Origin of the sequence: Butyrivibrio fibrisolvens (assembly GCF_037113525.1) — a bacterium.
Classification (GTDB): domain Bacteria; phylum Bacillota; class Clostridia; order Lachnospirales; family Lachnospiraceae; genus Butyrivibrio; species Butyrivibrio fibrisolvens.
In genome coordinates this window covers 133140-153299 of the sequence record NZ_CP146963.1, presented here as the reverse complement: position 1 = coordinate 153299, position 20160 = coordinate 133140, and the positions used below count along the sequence as shown (strand labels likewise).

The window sequence follows — 20160 nt, the reverse complement described above, 5'->3', positions numbered from 1 at the left end:
CTATATTTTGTAGGTAATCATAAATTACTGAAATCTATGAATCAATAATCTATGTTGTATCACTTCATTCCAAAAGCTATGACTTATGGTATCTTTCTAAAACCTTAATACCCATAGATATCATACACTTCTTGAGTATATTCTCCGGGAGCTTTATATATTATCAGGGGTCTTTCAACAGTGATCCTTGGCTTTCCACCTCTTACCGCTTCGATAAGAACCATATTAGGTTCCTTGTCGATATAAGGGTATACCAATTGCATACGTTTAGGCTCAAGTCTGTGCTTTGTCAGTGTCACCATTATCTCCGAAAGGCGAAATGGCCTGTGAACAAGGAATAGTCTTCCTGACGGCTTTAAAAGTTTTTCTGCCTGAGTCGCTATATCTTCAAAAGTACACATAACTTCATGTCTTGCAATAGCCTTTGGCGAATCCGGATTCTGAAGTCCATGACCTCCTATCATGTAGGGAGGGTTACAGGTTATCACGTCAAAAGATGCTGCTCCAAATATATTACTTGCATCCTTAATGTCCCCGCATACTATAGAAACCCTTGGTGAAAGATCATTTAGATCTATACTCCTCTTTGCCATCTCAGCGCTGTCTTCCTGTATCTCAAGTCCTATAAGCTCTGATGCTTTTGTTTTTGATGACAAAAGAATTGGAAGGATGCCTGTTCCTGTACCCATATCAAGTACACGCTTTCCTTCCATCGAGTTTCCAACCACTATTCCTTTGACCGGATCTGCTGCAGTAGCAAAGCCAGACAAAAGAACAGCGTCCATCCCAAAGCAAAAACGTTCCGGATCCTGTATTATCCGTAGTCCGTCTCTTTGAAGATCATCTATCCTTTCACCTGGCTTTAATTCTACTTCCATCTTAACCTCTTAAGATATTACTGATTATCATTTTGCTGGCCATTTCCATTCTGGTTAGGGCGTCTGTTGCCATGTCTGTTGTTATGGCGGTTATTATTTCTACCGCCATTATTATGACCGCCGTTATCGCCCTGGCCATTACCGCGGTTATTGCCATTCTGGCCATTGTTATCTCTGCCACCGTTTCTGCCGTCAGCGTTCCTATTGTCATTATATCTGTTGTTATCGCCACGATTATCTGTATTTCTATTGTCAGCGTTTCGGCTATCGTTATTTCTGTTGTCTCCGCGATTATCAGCGTTTCTATTATCAGAATTTCTGTTATCGCCGCCACGATTATCGGAATTTCTGTTTTCAGAGTTTCTGTTATCGCCGTTTCTGTTTACAGATCTATTGTCATTATTTCTGTTATTGTTTCTGTTATTATCGCCTTTTCCAGGTCTGTTATTTCTTGGTCCCTGGTTTCTGTTGTTTCTGCCCTGATTTCTCTGGCCGCCCTGCTCCTGGCCATCCTCACTATCAAGGTCACCGCTTGTACCCATATCTTCAAGGGCCTTAAGCTCTTCAAGGCTCACTTCTTCAGTCTTATCGTTCTTAGGTTCATTACCATGCTTAGACTTCTTTCTTACAAAATGAACCTGATCAGCTGTATAGTCGTGAACTTCTTTCTCGTCATTAACATCAACAAGAATACGAACTGTCTGACGAAGGACACCGACATTGGCAACTTCACCTTCAAAACCGTCATCTGTTCTTACGATGTCACCAACTTTAGGAAGCTTTTTATTAAGCTCTTCATAGACCTCTTCTTCGTTCTTGAGGCAGCACATAAGTCTTCCGCACACACCTGAGATCTTGGTCGGATTAAGGGACAGGTTCTGCTCCTTGGCCATCTTGATAGACACAGGCGCAAAATCAGAAAGATATGAGTGGCAGCAAAGTGGTCTTCCACAGATACCATATCCTCCGATTATCTTGGTCTCATCTCTTACACCGATCTGGCGAAGCTCGATCCTTGTTCTGAATACAGCAGCAAGATCTTTGACCAGCGCACGGAAATCGATTCTTCCGTCTGCTGTAAAGTAAAAGAGAATCTTATTGTTATCAAAAGTATACTCAGCATCAATAAGCTTCATATCAAGGCCGTGCTTGCGGATCTTTTCCTGACAAACCTTGAAAGCTTCCTTCTCTTTCTCTCTGTTAGTCTTCTCCTGATTCTCATCAGTCTCGTTGGCAATACGGATTACAGTCTTGATGGGCTTTACAACCTTGTCATCTTCAACGTCATAAGCCGGAGCCACAACTGTTCCGTATTCTATACCTCTGGCAGTCTCCACGATAACATGGCTGCCTCTTTTAATTTCTAATTCTCCCGGATCAAAAAAATATATCTTTCCGGCAGTACGAAAGCGTACGCCTATAACTCTGGTCATCTTAACCTCATTTCATATTATCCTTAATACCGATCATCAGCATCTCTACCGCAATGTCGGGATTAACGTTAACTTGTATTCTTCTTCTCGTCTTGCTGATAAGTTCCACTATGCTATTTAAGCCCTCAAAAGTGCACTTTTCAGCCGTATCTCTAATATACGATAGGTCGCCTGCGAAAATCAAGCCCCCGTCACTTTCCGTCGCCTTGTACACAAGCACATCCCTGAAAAAGAACAACAGCATATCCAAAAAATCGGATATTACTTCCTTCTTGTCGACGTTCTCTGCATTACCGCTCTCATCCTGCGGTGTCTCAATCTCTTTGACCAGATCAAGGATCTCGTGAAGCTCTTTACGACTTATCTTCTGCAAAAGGCTAAAGGTCTGCTTCCTCATCCTCTCAAAGTCTTCATTCTGGGACAGAAGGATGGCCTTACCAACATTACCTCTGGCAAAGGAGACGCACAGATCAGCCCTGTAATCCGGCGTGTGATACTCTTTCATGAGGAAATGCTTAATGTCTTCATCAGGCGCCGGCTTCATGGGAAGCACCACGCATCTTGATAAAATAGTCGGAAGGAAGACGTCCAGATTGTCAGTAAGTATCAACATAACAACATAAGACGGAGGCTCCTCCAGCGTCTTTAGAAGCGCATTCTGCGCCTGGATATTCATCTTCTCTCCATCTGGGAAAATATAGATCTTGTAAGGACCCACGTAAGGCTTGATAACAACGTCATCACAGATCGCACGAATCTCATCAACACTGATAGTGTTAGGCTTTTCGTGTGTGACAGTTATTATGTCGGGGTTACTGGCGCTATCTGCCTGAATGCAGGAATGACACTTATGGCAAGGCTCAATAAGACCATAGTCTTCATGCCTGTCGCTGCACATAAGCGTCTTAGCAAAGATCCTTGCAATGAACTCCTTACCAGACTCCTTCTCACCCGTAATTATATATGCATGCGATGCTTTTCCCGTACGCAGCGCATTCTGCAGATGGTCTATCATCTGCTTTTGTCCGATGATATCGGCAAAATCCGCCATTCCCAGTCCTCTTTCTATAACCTTGTGACCACAAGTTAAGATCATCAAATCTGATTTTTTATAATCACATCCATTCGATCTGACCTTAAATGATCATTTCAAATCAAAACATATAATTTCAAAATCACTTTTCTTTTCAAAGACTTTTTATTATTTCAAAAATCTTTGGATAGATATTTATTTTTTCATGTAAAAATATCCAGGATCAGACCCTCAATATCGCCAATTCTCCCCATGATGGCGATATGGTCTTTTTCGTCCTTAAAAAGTTCCTGTGTAAGGGCATCCAGATTCTCATTAACCAGCCTTACTATGCCATATACGCGGTGTCTTCCTTTTCTGTCCAAAAAGTTCTCTCTGGAAAAAGTATGTGACCTTGTGATGACTTCGTTCAGGAATTCCTTTATAAGCTTCCTGTATCTTTGCATGTCTCTGATGTCGTGCTTTTTGCCTATAAGCTTACCCTGCTGCTGAATGTCCTGCATCATAGTAGTGAGGCGGTCAGCAAGAGTTGTGTCTTCAAGCTTGGAGGCCAGTGTGAATTTGAACTGATCATCAATAGGCTGGGTAGCCTCAGGCGCCTGCACCTGCTGCGTCTGCCCGACCTGACCTATCTTTATATCCATCCTGGCACCTCCTTTTCAAGAGTTATCAGATTAAGCAAAGATTCCTTCACTAAAATTCTGCTTTATCAAACATCCATCTCTTTAAGATACTCTGTTATCTCGTCGAGAATATGGTCTATTGTGCCTTCGTTATTGAATCGTCTTGTTATGCCTGCCGCTTTGATCTTTTCCTCAGAAAAATCCTCTTCGTCTGCAAGGTACCTGCGGCACATCTCATCGTACTTGGGGTGCTCCTGCTTATTTTCCCTGTGCATAGCACGCTCTAAGCGGATTCTGTCTGAGATCTCGATATAAACAGGAACTACCTTGTCCTTACCAAAATATCTGACCATGGACTCATACGCTTCAATTGTGCCGATCATAAGAGAGCTTCCTGACTCAAGATCGATCTGACCGTCATCTACAGTAAAATAACGCCATGGACCATAGCATGTATCATAAGTTCGTCCTTCTATTATTTTTCGGTCATTCAAAAACTTCTGATAACCCTCTTCATCACAAAAGAAGTACTGAACTCCATTCTCTTCTTTATCTCGCATAGGTCTTGTAGTATATAAAACAACCTTTTTAAGATTGCATGTATTTCTTTCAAGAAGGTTCTTGTATACAGTATCTTTGCCTGTTGTGCTCTTTCCCATGAGCAGAACTATTTTACCCATTTATTCCTCATTCCGGGCATCTGTAGCCTGTCACACTACAACCCTTATTAATGATTTTTGTTCTATTCCCTGAACATTAAGTCCTTTATCAAGGTCTTCTTTTATAGCTTTGATAAGATCTGCAGAAATCTCTTCTCCCGGTACAACGAGTGGAATCCCCGGAGGATACAGATTAACAAAGTCTCCTGCTACTCTCCCTGGCGCACTGTCCAGTGGTATATATTCATGTTCCCTGTCCCAGGCATTGCGAAGAGATATACTTCTGGTCAATCTTTCGTGTCTGATATCGGATTCATTGTTGGCTTCAGAATTATCTTTAGTATTCACTTCGTGATCGTTTTCGAAATACCCTTCAGAAATGCAATCAGGATTCAATTCATGATCTGTCTCAGAATCAAATTCATCTATCTTTGACTCTATCGCACCATCTATATCTTCCAGAGCCTCTATAAGCCTCTCTATGCCCTTCTGCGTATCCATACCAGTGATTATCATAAGAACATAGCTTTCACATGCCATTTCGGGCTGTAAGCCGTATCTGGACCTTAATATATCGTACAGCTGCGTTCCGGTTATCGATGTATTCCTACAGGAGATGACAATCTTGCATGGATCATTAACTACTGAATACCCCGGCACTTCCAGATGCCTTAATCTTCCTGCCACGTCCAGTATCTGATCATGATATGACAAAAGAGCTTTAGCATATTCATCTCCATGCTGCATCATATAAGTTATGCAGTCATCTATTGAAGCCATCATCAGGTAAGAAGGACTACTTGACTGATAGATCCTTAGAAATCTCTTAAGTCTGTCTCTATCGACCAGATCACCGTTAACATGTAAAAGAGCCGTCTGGGTAACTGATGGAAGCGTCTTATGAAGACTATGTATTACAATATCTGCTCCCTGGGCTATAGCTCCTTCCGGCATCCCCTCTGCTATATCAAGATGAGCTCCATGAGCTTCATCAACTATGAGAGGCAATCCATGAGAATGAGCAATATCAGCAATCTTCCTGATATCAGAATATACACCCTCATAAGTCGGAGATGTGATAAACACAGCCTTAACTTCTGTATTATTCATAAGTGCATCAGCTACATCATCAGGTGATACAGGTCCGCAAAAACCAAATCCGGAGGTATTCTCAGGATACAAATACTTTAAGTTGAGATTACGAAGATATGCTGCATGAAATAAAGACTTATGGCAGTTCCTTGCTGTAAGGATTGTATCTCCATCACCTGCCACAGCCGATACAGCCGATAGAACGCCGCATGTAGATCCATTTACAAGGAAAAAGGTTTCCCCCGCCTTATACAGATCATTAGCCCTCTTCTGACAGGTATATAGCAAGCTACTGGCATCATGAAGGTTATCAAAATCATCTATCTCTGTAATATCACGATCAAAAAAGAGATCTGTACTCATACCAGTATCAATATTTCTCTTGTGCCCAGGCATGTGAAAAGGATACATATCACTATTCGACAGCTCTGTCAGCTTATCCCATAATTCTCCCAAAGGTATCTCCACAAATCTAAACGTATTTAACCCTTAAATTATACCATATTCTCTATGTCAAATAATAAAAAAGCACAAGACAATGTCTTGTGCTGATTAATTAAAAAAAGTGCCTTGAACAGGAATCGAACCGGTGACACACGGATTTTCAGTCCGTTGCTCTACCAACTGAGCTATCAAGGCACAGAGTAGCGGGGACAGGATTTGAACCTATGACCTTCGGGTTATGAGCCCGACGAGCTTCCAGACTGCTCCACCCCGCGTCATTGAAGTTCTTCAAGAACTCCCACTATTTCCAAATTATTAAGTTTTCAAGTGGGTGGCGGTGGATTCGAACCACCGAAGCAATTTGCAGCAGATTTACAGTCTGTCCCCTTTGGCCACTCGGGAAGCCACCCTTATGAAAAAGCCGATGAGCGGACTCGAACCGTTAACCTGCTGATTACAAATCAGCTGCTCTGCCAATTGAGCCACATCGGCGTTTCATAAAATATCTTTAGAATTTCTTCTAAAGAGTGGGACCTACAGGGCTCGAACCTGTGACCCTCTGCTTGTAAGGCAGATGCTCTCCCAGCTGAGCTAAGATCCCGTATTAAGTTTGCTGGACTTCTACAATGTTCTGTAGAAGAACGACCCGAATGGGGCTCGAACCCATGACCTCCGCCGTGACAGGGCGGCGCTCTAACCAACTGAGCCACCGGGCCTTATTTACTTTATTGTTCCCTGAAGACCGAACACTGAAGATTTTATCACTTTGTTTCTATGTTGTCAACCACTTTTTTGAAGTTTTTTTCAAGACTTTTTGGTTAAGTCCTCGACCTATTAGTACACATCAGCTGAGAATGTTACCACTCTTACACCTTGTGCCTATCAACCTCGTACTCTCCAAGGGGTCTTACCACTTGCGTGGGGATATCTCATCTTGAGGGGGGCTTCACGCTTAGATGCCTTCAGCGTTTATCCCTGCCAGACTTGGCTACCCTGCCTTATGCGATTGCCTTCGCAGCAGATACACCAGCGGTCCGTCCATCCCGGTCCTCTCGTACTAAGGACAGCTCCTCTCAGATATCCTACGCCCGCGCCGGATAGGGACCGAACTGTCTCACGACGTTCTGAACCCAGCTCGCGTACCACTTTAATGGGCGAACAGCCCAACCCTTGGGACCTGCTACAGCCCCAGGATGTGATGAGCCGACATCGAGGTGCCAAACCACTCCGTCGATGTGAACTCTTGGGAGTGATAAGCCTGTTATCCCCAGGGTAGCTTTTATCCGTTGAGCGATGGCAATCCCACGTTCTGCCACCGGATCACTAAGTCCTACTTTCGTACCTGTTCCACCCGTCGGTGTCACAGTCAGGCTCCCTTATGCCTTTGCACTCTTCGGATGGTTTCCGTCCATCCTGAAGGAACCTTTGAGCGCCTCCGATACTCTTTCGGAGGCGACCGCCCCAGTCAAACTCCCCGCCAGACATTGTCCCCGGACCGGTTTCACGGTCCATGGTTAGAAATCCAGTACGGTAAGGGTGGTATCCCAACAGCGGCTCCATGACAACTGACGTCATCACTTCTTAGCCTCCCACCTATCCTGTACATACAATACCGGATCCCAGTATCAAGCTGGAGTAAAGCTCCATGGGGTCTTTCCGTCCTGGCGCGGGTAGCCAGCATCTTCACTGGCACTTCAATTTCACCGGATGCATTGCCGAGACAGTACTCAAATCATTACGCCTTTCGTGCGGGTCGGAACTTACCCGACAAGGAATTTCGCTACCTTAGGACCGTTATAGTTACGGCCGCCGTTTACTGGGGCTTAAATTCAAAGCTTCGATTGCTCTAACCTCTCCTCTTAACCTTCCAGCACCGGGCAGGCGTCAGCCCATATACTTCACCTTTCGGTTTCGCATAGACCTGTGTTTTTGCTAAACAGTTGCTTGAGCCTCTTCTCTGCGGCCTTCATGTACTCATACATGAAGGCTACCCTTATCCCGAAGTTACGGGTACATTTTGCCGAGTTCCTTAGCAATGCTTCTTCCGTCGGCCTTAGGATTCTCTCCTCATCCACCTGTGTCGGTTTACGGTACGGGCAGATATCACACTATAGCGGCTTTTCTCGACAGGTCCTCCGGACACTTCACTACTTTATTTCGCTCCGCATCACACAGCACAATCCTACCAAGGGGTTTCTCCCTGGCCTCGCGCCATGCTTGCCCCGGGCTGCTCTCCCGGGCTGTCCCTGTTACCTGTGTCCCCACAGTTCTGATGATATCTGGTGCAGGAATATCAACCTGCTGTCCATCGGCTACGCCTTTCGGCCTCGTCTTAGGCCCCGACTTCCCCAGGGCAGATCAGCTTTACCCTGGAATCCTTGGATATTCGGCCTGAGGGATTCTCACCCTCATCTCGCTACTCATTCCGGCATTCTCTCTTCATAACGCTCCGCTGCTCCTTATCGGTACAGTTTCAACGCTCTTATGAATGCTCCCCTACCGATCGCTTATACCCGTAGATACAAACAATCCCTAGGCTTCGGTGTCGTGTTTTAGCCCCGGTAATTTTCGGCGCAGGACCTCTCGGCTAGTGAGCTATTACGCACTCTTTGAATGGATGGCTGCTTCTGAGCCAACATCCTAGCTGTCTATGAAATCCCACATCCTTTTCCACTTAACACGTACTTTGGGACCTTAGCCGTAGATCTGGGCTGTTTCCCTTTTGACTGCCCAACTTATCTCGTGCAGTCTGACTCCTGTGCTAAACCTGACTGGCATTCGCAGTTTGATAATCTTTGGTAAGCGGTGAAGCCCCCGCGGATATTCAGTGCTCTACCTCCAACAGGCACGCTACAAGGCTAGCCCTAAAGCTATTTCGGGGAGAACCAGCTATCTCCGAGTTCGATTGGAATTTCTCCCCTATCCACAGCTCATCGCCACCCTTTTCAACGGATGTGCGTTCGGACCTCCACAGCCTTTTACGGCCGCTTCATCCTGTCCATGGATAGATCACCCGGTTTCGGGTCTATGTATACTGACTAGTCGCACTATTCACACTTGGTTTCCCTTCGGCTTACGTATCTTAGATACTTAACCTTGCCGGTACACATAACTCGCCGGACCGTTCTACAAAAAGTACGCGATCACTCGTATATAGAGCTTTCGCAGCTTGCAGGCACAGGGTTTCAGGTTCTCTTTCACTCCCCTCCCGGGGTCCTTTTCACCTTTCCCTCACGGTACTATGCGCTATCGGTCACTAAGTAGTATTTAGCCTTACGGGGTGGTCCCCGCTCATTCAGACAAGGTTTCACGTGTCTCGTCCTACTCTGGATTCTGTCTCGTCTCATCCACTTTCACATACACGGCTTTCACGTTCTCTGGCAGGTCTTTCCAGGACCTTTCTGTTAGCAGACTTGAATCGATTATACAGTCCGAACCCCAGAAAGCAAGCTCTCTGGTTTGGGCTCTTCCGCGTTCGCTCGCCGCTACTTACGGAATCACTTTTGTTTTCTCTTCCTCCGGCTACTTAGATGTTTCAGTTCACCGGGTTCCCGGCCTTAACCTATGGATTCAGTTAAGGTCAACTAGGTACTTCCTAGTTAGGTTGCCCCATTCAGATATCTGCGGATCATGAAGTATTTGCCTCTCCCCGCAGCTTTTCGCAGCTTATCACGTCTTTCATCGGCTCTTAGTGCCAAGGCATCCGCCCTGCGCCCTACATAACTTAACCAGTTACGTAGGAATCAGTCCTGATCTTTCGATCATTCTGGATTCTCTTCTGACCTATAACACAGCGATATGTTATAGTCAGTGCCCATTTCTTTAGAAATGGTTTTTGATGAATAAATTCATCATTTTGATGTCTTGATTTTGGTTTGGACATAGAACATATCTTAATCATTTGGTATGACTAGATATAATCTATATTTCAGTATTCGGTTTTCAAGGAACAATATGAGATAGATTACTATCTCGAATGGAGATGGAGAGATTCGAACTCTTGACCCCCTGCTTGCAAGGCAGGTGCTCTCCCAACTGAGCTACACCCCCATTAAATCTGGCAACCACCTATCCTCCCATACCGTTACCAGTATAGTACTTTCGGCCGCTAAGGTCTTAACCGTCGTGTTCGAGATGGGAACGGGTGTTTCCCCGAAGCGCATCGTCACCAGAAATATTCTGTTTTAAAGGTTCATCGCCTTTAACAACTAAACAGTAATGCAACTCCCTACTTCTTCCTTCTTTATTTTCCTTAGAAAGGAGGTGATCCAGCCGCAGGTTCTCCTACGGCTACCTTGTTACGACTTCACCCCAGTTATCCGACCTGCCTTAGGCAGCTCCCTCCTTACGGTTAGGCCACTGACTTTGGGCATTTCCGACTCCCATGGTGTGACGGGCGGTGTGTACAAGACCCGGGAACGTATTCACCGCAGCATTCTGATCTGCGATTACTAGCGATTCCAGCTTCGTGCAGGCGGGTTGCAGCCTACAGTCCGAACTGGGTCGTTATTTTTGGGATTTGCTCACCTTCGCAGGGTTGCTTCCCTTTGTTACGACATTGTAGCACGTGTGTGGCCCAAATCATAAGGGGCATGATGATTTGACGTCATCCCCACCTTCCTCCAGGTTATCCCTGGCAGTCTCCATAGAGTGCCCATCTTACTGCTGGCTACTATGGACAAGGGTTGCGCTCGTTGCGGGACTTGACCCAACATCTCACGACACGAGCTGACGACAACCATGCACCACCTGTCTCAGATGTCCCGAAGGACTGATGGCATTACCCATCATTCATCTGGATCTCAAGATTTGGTAAGGTTCTTCGCGTTGCTTCGAATTAAACCACATGCTCCACCGCTTGTGCGGGTCCCCGTCAATTCCTTTGAGTTTCATTCTTGCGAACGTACTCCCCAGGTGGAATACTTATTGCGTTAGCGCCGGCACTGAAAGACTATGTCTCCCAACACCTAGTATTCATCGTTTACTGCGTGGACTACCAGGGTATCTAATCCTGTTTGCTCCCCACGCCTTCGAGCCTCAACGTCAGTTGCTGTCCAGTAAGCCGCCTTCGCCACTGATGTTCTTCCTGATATCTACGCATTTCACTACTACACCAGGAATTCCGCTTACCTCTCCAGTACTCTAGTCTACCAGTTTCCAAAGCAAGCCCACGGTTGAGCCGTGGGGTTTCACTTCAGACTTGATACACCGTCTACGCTCCCTTTACACCCAGTAAATCCGGATAACGCTTGCCCCCTACGTATTACCGCGGCTGCTGGCACGTAGTTAGCCGGGGCTTCTTACTCAGGCGTCGTCATCCCCTCTTACGAGGTCTTTCTTCCCTGCTGATAGAGCTTTACATACCGAAATACTTCTTCACTCACGCGGCGTCGCTGCATCAGGCTTTCGCCCATTGTGCAATATCCCCCACTGCTGCCTCCCGTAGGAGTTTGGGCCGTGTCTCAGTCCCAATGTGGCCGTCCGCCCTCTCAGGCCGGCTACTGATCGTCGCCTTGGTGGGCCGTTACCTCACCAACTAGCTAATCAGACGCGGGTCCATCTCATACCTATAAATATTTTCACACTGTGTCATGCGACGCTGTGCGCTTATGCGGTGTTATCAGTCGTTTCCAACTGCTATCCCCCTGTATGAGGCAGGTTACCCACGCGTTACTCACCCGTCCGCCACTAAGTTATTCAAGATTCTGCCGAAGCTTCATCAGCGAATAACTCCGTTCGACTTGCATGTGTTAGGCACGCCGCCAGCGTTCATCCTGAGCCAGGATCGAACTCTCACTTTAATGTTTGTTCTTTCCGGTTCAGAGTTACACTGACTTAATCAGAATAATTCTGCTCCTCTGTCGATCTCTCGACAGCTTGATGGTGGCTAAACCATCAAAAATTTACTTTGGTTTTTGTTCTTCTGAACATTCTGTCCTTCTTATTTAAGAAGAACTGGAATTTTCAGGGTTGCATTACTGTTAAGTTGTCAAAGTGCTTGGTACTTCTTTCAGAAGCACTGTGTCTTGGCTTGTCCGCCGCAACGTGTTATATCTTAACTCGTTGTCATTGGTTTGTCAAGAACTTTTTTAAAATCTTTTTTGCTGTCAAACCGCTTCGTAAGTGACCTCCCGGCCCTTCGTGAAACTGTTTTATTTGCGACAGCGAAATTGATTATATCTTGATGTTGATCTCTTGTCAACATCTTTTTTCGATTTTCTTTTTCTTCCTATATAAGTGATCTGATCACCTATATTTAAGGGACAAAAAAAGAATCTTGTAAACTTCTCAAGATTCTCTTCATGCAAAAGCATTAAATCGAAAACGGAGAAAGCGGGATTTGAACCCGCGCACCGGTCGCCCGGTCTACACCCTTAGCAGGGGCGCCTCTTCAGCCACTTGAGTATTTCTCCATATGCCTGAGTTACCACTCTACCAAACGGTATATATATTTGGTTCTACATCACTTTGGAAGCCGATCATACTACCTCGTATATCGAAGTACTTCCTCTGCGACGCAACACTTATTATACAGATGAGTTTTAACTTTTGTCAATGACTTTAGGCATAAATCAGTAAAAAATGTTTTAAAACTATTACGTTACTATACCTGTTCGTAAAGATTTGTTCCCTCACTGTCTATTACGACTATGCATGGAAAGTTCTCTACTTCAAGTTTTCTTATTGCTTCTGTTCCCAGATCATCATAAGCGATAACTGTAGCAGATGTTATAGCTTTTGACAGAAGAGCCCCGGCACCGCCTATTGCTGCAAAGTATACTGCGTCGTTTCGGACTATTGCATCTTTTACTTCTTGTGTCCTTTTACCTTTACCTATCATGCCTCTGAGTCCCAGGTCAAGGAGACTTGGAGCGTATTTATCCATTCTGCTGGCTGTTGTGGGGCCTGCTGATCCTATGGGTCTTCCGGGTCTTGCAGGAGATGGTCCCATATAATATATGATATTGTCTTTAAGCTCTAAAGGTAGCTCTTCTCCCTTTGCAAGTGCTTCTGACATTCTTTTGTGAGCTGCGTCTCTGGCTGTATATATAGTTCCTGTGATATAGATCATGTCACCAGCCCTGAGCTTTATGGCGTCTTCTTTAGTAAGTGGAGCGTTTATATAATATTCCATTTTCAACCTCATTTATAGAGTTCTTGATATGTGTCTGTTAACGTGACAGCAGATATTTACTGCTACCGGTAGTCCTGCTATGTGGGTTGCATAGGTGTTGATATTGACTGCAAGGGCTGTTGTTGAGCCGCCAAGACCTCCGGGGCCGATACCTGTCTGATTGATCTTCTCAAGCATCTCTTCTTCCATATCTTTAACATATGGTATATCTGAGTGCTTGCCAACTTCCCTTGTAAGGGCTTGTTTGGCCATGATGGCACACTTTTCAAAGGTACCGCCTATTCCTACGCCTACGACCATAGGAGGGCATGCGTTAGGGCCTGCATCCTTTACGGCATGAAGGATGGCGTTCTTGACGCCTTCTTCGCCGTCTGCAGGTTTGAGCATATAGACTTTACTCATGTTCTCGCTTCCAAAACCTTTAGGTGCGCATGTTATCTCGACCTTGTCTCCTTCTACTATTTCATAGTGGATCACAGCTGGTGTATTATCATTTGTATTTTGTCTTATAAGGGGATCGCCTACGACAGATTTTCTAAGATAGCCTTCTGTATAGCCCTGTCTTACGCCTTCATTAATGGCGTCTGTCACGTTTCCTCCGACAAGGTGAACTTCCTGACCTACTTTGATAAAGATAACTGCCATTCCTGTATCCTGGCAGATCGGTATCTTGTCAGCATCCGCTATCTGAAGATTCTTCTGAAGCTGAGAAAGAATGCTTCTTCCAAGTTCGGACTTTTCAGTAGAAGCTTTTTCATTAAGTATTTTTTCCATATCAGGAGAAAGATGGTAATTGGCATCAATGACCATCTCCTTTACTGCTGTTGTTATATCTTTTACATCTATTTCTCGCATAATTTCCTCATTCCGGACAATAATTCATAGAGATAAAAATTACTTTTGACACTTAAACATAGTAAAAGGCAGCTAATTATATAGCCGCCTTCTTGATTCAATCAAAATTTAAGCTGGCTGCAGATGTCACGAAGCTTGTCATCTTCGGGTTCCTTTGGTTTCCATACAATGGACTGACCATCGTTTGTATAACGTGGAATAACATGAAGATGGAAGTGATCTACGGTCTGTCCTGCAGCTGCGCCATTGTTCTGTACAAGGTTAACGCCATCGCACTCGAGCTTGTCTTTAAGCCTTTCTGCAACTTTTTTTCCAAGGATCATTGCTTTTCCAAGCGTTTCTTCAGGAATCTCAAAGATATTTGCGTAGTGATCCTTTGGAAGGATAAGAGCATGTCCGAGGTTGGCCGGGCCATTATCGAGAATCACATTGAACATGTCATCTTCATAGATTGAATTGGTAGGGATATCCCCATTAGCTAGTTTACAGAAAATACAGTTATCGTTTTTCATACGTCTCTCCTTTTAAATTGTATAGTTCTATATACGTGAAGTATTAATATCTCTATTAAATACTAAGATCAAAGTTCCATAGGTTTAATCTTTTTTCCCTTAATAAGTACCAAAAGAAAACTTACGATCATTCCTATTATAAGGCCGCCTATGTGGGCTGCGTTATTTATGTTCTGCTGTGCAAAACCTGAAGCAACCATGAAAAGCACTACAAATGCGCCTCTGTAAACCAGGTTACTTGAAGGGGCTCCTACTTCATTATCAGGTACTTTCCTTATCTTTTCATATATAGAAAGAACAAGTACAGCTCCGACAAGTCCGTATACTCCGCCGCTTGCGCCAATTGAGTAGCGGTCGAGCATGAACATTTTTTCATATAAGATAGATATTACATTGCCGCCTATTCCTGATAAAAGATATACGAGGGCAAATCCAAGGTGTCCGACACTTATCTCAATAAGCCCTCCTATAAAGAACAGGCCTACCATATTGGAAAGAAGATGCGATATGTCAGCATGAAGAAATGTAGCGGTAATAAGTCTGTACCACTCATCCTTAGAAAAGACGCTGTAGGTATCAAGAGCGCCTTTGTCTGTGAGCAGATCGCCATACATTATCTGACAGATAAAAAACAAAACATTAACGATCACGAGCATCAGCATAACAAAAGCTGTAAGATATCGCCCGTAAAAGTTTCTATACCATTGTTGATCATATTTTGCCATAAATTACAGATACTAACCTTTTTATCTTAAGCTTAGCTCACGCTCCAAAATCAAATATCTGATCAAGTCCGCGGAGAAGCTTAAAGTCACCTTTCATTTTCATATTGCCGGCCATAAAAGCTCTTTGGAAGGTCATGCGGCCTGTGACTATCTGATCCAAAGACTCCTGCGTCATCTGAAGCACAACATCTATTCCATTTCTTTCAGAAGAAATGACCTCTGCCAAAAGAGATGTTCCTACGTCAAACAGTATAGTCTTCATTACCGGCCTGTCTGTTACTGTTATAGCATATGTTCCTTTGACTTGGGTATCTGTTTTGAAATGTTTTTTGAAAAGATCTATATATTCTTCAGGTGTTGATGTGCGCTCATCATTTTTGAGCTTATCTCTGAACAGTGATGACAGTTCCTGAATATCTGCTTTCTGGGTCTGCACATACCTGTCGTCAGATACGTATTTGGACAGCTGTTCAGACTCTTGGGGAGTCAGATCCACACTCTTTGTAAGAGATACTTTTTGTTTTACCACCTGATTACTTGCAGGAAGCGCAGTTATTTTCTGGGAAATTGTTCTATAGAAATTCTCAGCCTTTTTTTCTATAAGGCGGATGTAATCGGGATTACTGTCGAAAAGTGAAGTGTCAGCGATATAGCCACACACGCCGTCACAAGGAAGACCGCCCAGTATCTCCCAGGCTGTCTCAAGGCTGGTGACGCCATCGCGCTCACCGTATGTTGTGGACATGACAACAGGCATCATATACATGTGGCTTATCTTGTCTTTGTCGCCATAAAGCCAGCATGCATCAAGGAACTCCATGAGATATCCTCCAATGCCGTACCATTCAACTGTAGACGCAAGGATAATGCCGTCAGCATCCTTGAGCGTGTTAGGCAATGCTGTGATACCGCTTTTCTGATCAAAGAGATTAAAACTGGCCACATCGACATTAAGTTCCTTAAGAACATCCGTCATCCTGCTAATAACGTATAAAGACGGATCATCAACAATGCCGCGGCCTCCGTAGTAAATGTTGATCTTCATGGATTATGTGCCCCTCCGTAATATGAAGATAAGCTCCATGCAATTGCAATGGAGCTACCATATCCCTGTATCTCAGGACATATCTAAACTATGTCCTACAAATCCCTACACATAATTTAGTATATCATATTTATCTATAATCAAAAACAATATCAGAGAGTCTGACTTCGTCGCCAGGTACTATTCTGACCGCCTTCTGGGCCTGGAGTCTGCATCCGTTATGATATGTTCCATTGGTGGATCCAAGATCGATAAGGTACATATCTCCGCTTTGTTCGAACAAGCGTGCATGGATTCTGCTGATCGTCTTATTGGGAATGACAAAATCAACACAGCCTTCCATCTTGCCTATTGTAAGAGGAAGCTTGTCTGTACTAATCTGAATACAGTTATCAAGGCCCCGGCTGTAAAGACGGCCACTAGTCTTAATCTTTGGAGCATCAAGTACAGTTGTTCCAATGTCGCTTGTCATGGATAGTTTGCTTTGTCTGGCTGGTTCCTGTCTTGAAGCAAACATCTGAAGGTTAGGCATCAGTACTGGTGAAGCTGCTGCCCCAAAAGCCTTTTCATCAGATCTTGCAAAAGAAGGACTGGACGGACAAAAGCTTTTTGAAAAATCTTCATCTATATCAAAATCATCATCGTCATAAGACTTTGCTTTTCTGCGCTTTTTCTCAGCTTCCTTTTTCTTTTTGACATTGGACATTTCTGTTTTTATATTGTCATCGATCTCTTTCATCTCGATGGATTTTTTCTTACGATCTGCAAAGATAAGAGCTGCAATACCCATGATGAATGTAACAGCTATTACAGAAAGGGATATTATGTTTTCTCTTGGAGAAAGGACATACAGATATCTTATAGCAACTCCGATCATCCCTATTATTATAGAAAGTATAGAAAAGATATATAGACTCTTTATATCTGATTCATTCTTATCTTTCTTAGAAGCTTTCTTAGATGCTTTTGAAGTATTCTCATCGTCTTCATCAAAATCTTCGTAGAAATCAGGATGAGCTGTGGCTACCGCTTTGCTGCTTTCAAGACTGTCATCCATGCCCTGTGCCATGCACTGCTGCCTTGGATGAGCTACTTCCTGAGGTTTTGCAAATTCAGACATCTTACTCTTCATCATTCCTGCGATCGTAGAAAGGTTGTAACCGTTCTCTTCTACAAGGGAACAGAACTCATATGCTGCATTTACTGCTCTGTCATCATTATGATCAACCTTATCTGTAAGTTCGATCGCAAAAGTCTCGATGTCTTCTCTGTTATCTCCGGGAAGACAAAGGAAACGGAAGTGGCCATCAACAAGATTGACCATTACTGTATCCATTGTCATTACAAGGCTGTCTTCATCAAGTAGATACTCAGACATATCAAGACATACTTTTTCAAGATCTGCAAAAAAGTCCATCAGCTGCTGTGAATTCATTCCTCTGCTTGCAAATCTGTCGCCCATGCTTCTAAGTCCGTCGGCTTCATAATACAGGAAGGAATCTGAGTTGATGCTTCTGACGCTGCAGGCCATAAGTCCCTTTGTCTTCTGGGCTTCCAGCATTTTGTACCTGTAATCCCCCGTATCCTTATCGCCAAGATCCATAACTATGTAATTGTGAGAAAGATCTCTCTCATATCGAATATTGTAATTCATACCTAACCTCATGTCGCGAGTAAAAAGATTTGCTAATGCTTGGAAGTGGTGGAGCTCGCGACACCACTTCTAGAGTTTAAAAATGTAATTTTTAAACTCCTTATTCTGATGTTAAAACTTTGTACAGGTCATATGCTCTTGTAAAAAGTCGTACTCTTTTGGAAGGTCTTGTATAATCAGCCTTCCAGGAAATTGATGATGCCCATTTCCCCTGAGGGTTTATGCTGTAATAACTAGTTCCTCCGTGATAGGTTTCCATCGAAAGGGTAACTTCGACTGTATTAAGAAGCCAGTCGCTTGACGTCTGAACAGTCGGTTTGGGACTTCCAAAATACCAGGCGCCAAACTGCCAATCGCTGTTCTCAAGTGCATACTGTTCAGGCTCTTCGTCCGATATCACTGCTCCCCTTAAGGCAAGAAGATAAGCATCCTGAGACATTATGACTCTGTCGTACATCATGAATCCCCAGTGAACGACAAGAACTATGACCAGGAGTATTACCGGGAAAATAAGTGCCAGTTCAACAGTAAGATAAGCATTCTGGATCTTACTTATTTTCTGACTACTATCTTTTCTATCCGTTATTTTTTTCCTCAATATTTTAGCTTCTATATTTTGATAAAGATCAGATACTGCAAAGTGCACAGACTACCCCCATTCCCGCTGTCAGAAATGGAAGAAACGGAAGCTGAGACTTCTTCCCGGCCTTTTTGGATATCAGAAGTGCTATTGAAAACAAAGCTGATATCACAAATGCAGCGCAAAGGCCGATAATAACGTTGATAAGTCCAAATACAGGGCCAAGTGAAAGGATCACAAGTCCGTCTCCGTAGCCTATCTGCTCTTTGGAAAGATAAGCAAGTGCAAGAACTATTCCTCCCGGAATAAGGGAACATATCTCGGAATATATTGTCGTGCCATAATGAAGCTGACAGATTCCGCAAGTAATTGATACTATTCCGGCGAAGATCAAAATCTTCATTGATACAGCTTTATTCTTGATATCATAGATTCCTGATACCAGCAGTATAAGCATCATCAAAATTATAAAAAGCATGTTAATCTCCTAAAAATCTTCCAAATCAATGTGCGCATTTGGAGCATGGTGTGTAGCCCTGTTCCTTAGCTGTCTCCAGCTTCAGAGTGATAATATCTCTGGTCAGCTGGCTGCAATCAAGACTACTATGATATCTGGTTCCGTAAGCAGTGTAATAAACTGTTCCTGTTCCGCCGCCGCAGGTTTTACATGGATAATAAATAGCTCCGCTTTTATTTCTTTTTTCATCTATATCTGCATAAGGGCAGTTTGAAATATTTCTTGTAAGATATGTACATCCCTTATCCATGTGATATACTGCTCCGGCTTTTCTGGAGACATAGACATCTACATCTTCCTCTTCGTCATCATCTTCTTCCGAAGATGCAACGGCAAATCCCGACCAGTCATGACCGTAGTATCTGGCTTCCATTCTGATATCCGAAAGACCAAAACAGTTAAAATACGGGTGTGTAGAGTAGACCGCTTCCAGGCCAACTTCACCTTCTTTTGTAAGGTTTAGAGGAACCACCACAATCTGTCCTGTAAGGATCGGTGTATCCAGAATACTGGAAGGATTCAGATAATTTTGTACCATCAGATAGGTAACGCCTGCATCAAATACATTTCTGCCTGCTGTTTTGTATTCAGCCGGTATCTGGGCCAGATCATTGAATATGGTATCGCTCTCATCGCCCGAACTTAGGACATCTTCGCCAAACTGATATACCATGTCGGCTTCGTATCGAAGAAGACATATCTCATTACCTGTCTGGTGAAGGGCCATCTCAACTGCATTCTGTAACCTGAGCATCTCAAAAAGAGAGAATACTGTTACAAAAAACATCAGGAAAAGAGGAATAAGGAGCGATGCCTCAAGTGTAATGGCAGCACCTGGCGATATCCTTTTGGGCCTTTTGTGCTCTGCCCGGAGAGGCTTATGCTTTTTTATTTTATTCAGATTATTTCGTTTGTCCGAAAAGGACATCCCCAAGTGCTTCATTAACATTTTCTTTTTTACTCCTTCCTCTTTTG

General features: G+C 43.9%; 15 protein-coding genes, 8 tRNA genes and 3 rRNA genes. All 26 read right to left on the bottom strand.

Going from position 1 to position 20160, the window contains the following annotated elements; genetic code table 11:
* Window positions 1-104: 104 nt before the first annotated feature.
* Window positions 105-878 (bottom strand): tRNA1(Val) (adenine(37)-N6)-methyltransferase, encoded by a 774-nt coding sequence (locus WAA20_RS00625; RefSeq protein ID WP_073388863.1) that lies wholly within the window; start codon window positions 876-878, stop codon window positions 105-107.
* A gap of 17 nt (window positions 879-895) precedes the next feature.
* Window positions 896-2311 (bottom strand): stage 0 sporulation family protein, encoded by a 1416-nt coding sequence (ricT, locus tag WAA20_RS00620; RefSeq protein WP_081373897.1) that lies wholly within the window; start codon window positions 2309-2311, stop codon window positions 896-898.
* 7 nt (window positions 2312-2318) lie between these two features.
* Window positions 2319-3407, bottom strand: coding sequence for a DNA polymerase III subunit delta' C-terminal domain-containing protein (locus WAA20_RS00615; RefSeq protein WP_338802731.1), 1089 nt, complete (start codon window positions 3405-3407; stop codon window positions 2319-2321).
* Window positions 3408-3547: 140 nt separating this feature from the next.
* Window positions 3548-3988: a YaaR family protein gene (locus WAA20_RS00610; protein WP_073388860.1), complete on the bottom strand. Its 441-nt coding sequence runs from the start codon at window positions 3986-3988 to the stop codon at window positions 3548-3550.
* A 65-nt stretch (window positions 3989-4053) separates the two neighbouring features.
* Window positions 4054-4647: a guanylate kinase gene (locus WAA20_RS00605; RefSeq protein ID WP_073388859.1), complete on the bottom strand. Its 594-nt coding sequence runs from the start codon at window positions 4645-4647 to the stop codon at window positions 4054-4056.
* A 30-nt stretch (window positions 4648-4677) separates the two neighbouring features.
* Complete coding sequence (locus WAA20_RS00600; RefSeq protein WP_073388857.1) at window positions 4678-6174, bottom strand: PLP-dependent transferase; 1497 nt, start codon at window positions 6172-6174, stop codon at window positions 4678-4680.
* 110 nt (window positions 6175-6284) lie between these two features.
* A tRNA-Phe gene (locus WAA20_RS00595) sits at window positions 6285-6357 on the bottom strand.
* Window positions 6358-6363: 6 nt separating this feature from the next.
* Window positions 6364-6437, bottom strand: a tRNA-Met gene (locus WAA20_RS00590).
* A gap of 53 nt (window positions 6438-6490) precedes the next feature.
* A tRNA-Tyr gene (locus WAA20_RS00585) sits at window positions 6491-6572 on the bottom strand.
* 9 nt (window positions 6573-6581) lie between these two features.
* Window positions 6582-6654: transfer RNA gene (locus WAA20_RS00580), tRNA-Thr, on the bottom strand.
* A gap of 36 nt (window positions 6655-6690) precedes the next feature.
* A tRNA-Val gene (locus WAA20_RS00575) sits at window positions 6691-6763 on the bottom strand.
* Between the two features lie 41 nt (window positions 6764-6804).
* Window positions 6805-6878: transfer RNA gene (locus WAA20_RS00570), tRNA-Asp, on the bottom strand.
* Between the two features lie 98 nt (window positions 6879-6976).
* Window positions 6977-9892: ribosomal RNA gene (locus WAA20_RS00565) — 23S ribosomal RNA — on the bottom strand.
* A 247-nt stretch (window positions 9893-10139) separates the two neighbouring features.
* Window positions 10140-10212 (bottom strand) — tRNA-Ala (locus WAA20_RS00560).
* A 5-nt stretch (window positions 10213-10217) separates the two neighbouring features.
* Window positions 10218-10335 (bottom strand): 5S ribosomal RNA (rrf, locus tag WAA20_RS00555).
* 83 nt (window positions 10336-10418) lie between these two features.
* A 16S ribosomal RNA gene (locus WAA20_RS00550) occupies window positions 10419-11963 on the bottom strand.
* The 16S, 23S and 5S rRNA genes sit together here with 7 tRNA genes alongside, the layout of an rRNA operon.
* Before the next feature lie 524 nt (window positions 11964-12487).
* Window positions 12488-12575 (bottom strand) — tRNA-Ser (locus tag WAA20_RS00545).
* Window positions 12576-12766: 191 nt separating this feature from the next.
* Window positions 12767-13297 carry a Fe-S-containing hydro-lyase gene (locus WAA20_RS00540; protein WP_073388212.1) on the bottom strand — a complete coding sequence of 177 codons (531 nt, stop codon included), beginning with the start codon at window positions 13295-13297 and terminating at the stop codon, window positions 12767-12769.
* Window positions 13298-13309: 12 nt separating this feature from the next.
* A complete protein-coding gene (locus tag WAA20_RS00535) occupies window positions 13310-14155 on the bottom strand; it encodes a fumarate hydratase (protein WP_073388213.1) in 846 nt (281 codons plus the stop codon).
* A gap of 98 nt (window positions 14156-14253) precedes the next feature.
* Window positions 14254-14664: an HIT family protein gene (locus tag WAA20_RS00530; protein ID WP_073388214.1), complete on the bottom strand. Its 411-nt coding sequence runs from the start codon at window positions 14662-14664 to the stop codon at window positions 14254-14256.
* 68 nt (window positions 14665-14732) lie between these two features.
* Window positions 14733-15389, bottom strand: a complete 657-nt coding sequence (locus WAA20_RS00525) for a rhomboid family intramembrane serine protease (RefSeq protein ID WP_081373854.1) — start codon at window positions 15387-15389, stop codon at window positions 14733-14735.
* Between the two features lie 37 nt (window positions 15390-15426).
* Entirely contained in the window at window positions 15427-16434 is a 1008-nt protein-coding gene (locus tag WAA20_RS00520; RefSeq protein WP_073388215.1) for an SCP2 sterol-binding domain-containing protein, read from the bottom strand.
* Between the two features lie 130 nt (window positions 16435-16564).
* Window positions 16565-18088, bottom strand: a complete 1524-nt coding sequence (locus WAA20_RS00515) for a DUF6382 domain-containing protein (protein ID WP_073388216.1) — start codon at window positions 18086-18088, stop codon at window positions 16565-16567.
* Between the two features lie 100 nt (window positions 18089-18188).
* Window positions 18189-18686: a TadE/TadG family type IV pilus assembly protein gene (locus tag WAA20_RS00510; RefSeq protein WP_167562725.1), complete on the bottom strand. Its 498-nt coding sequence runs from the start codon at window positions 18684-18686 to the stop codon at window positions 18189-18191.
* Window positions 18687-18714: 28 nt separating this feature from the next.
* Window positions 18715-19146: a hypothetical protein gene (locus tag WAA20_RS00505; protein WP_073388218.1), complete on the bottom strand. Its 432-nt coding sequence runs from the start codon at window positions 19144-19146 to the stop codon at window positions 18715-18717.
* Between the two features lie 25 nt (window positions 19147-19171).
* Entirely contained in the window at window positions 19172-20134 is a 963-nt protein-coding gene (locus WAA20_RS00500) for a pilus assembly protein (RefSeq protein WP_167562726.1), read from the bottom strand.
* Window positions 20135-20160: the final 26 nt, after the last annotated feature.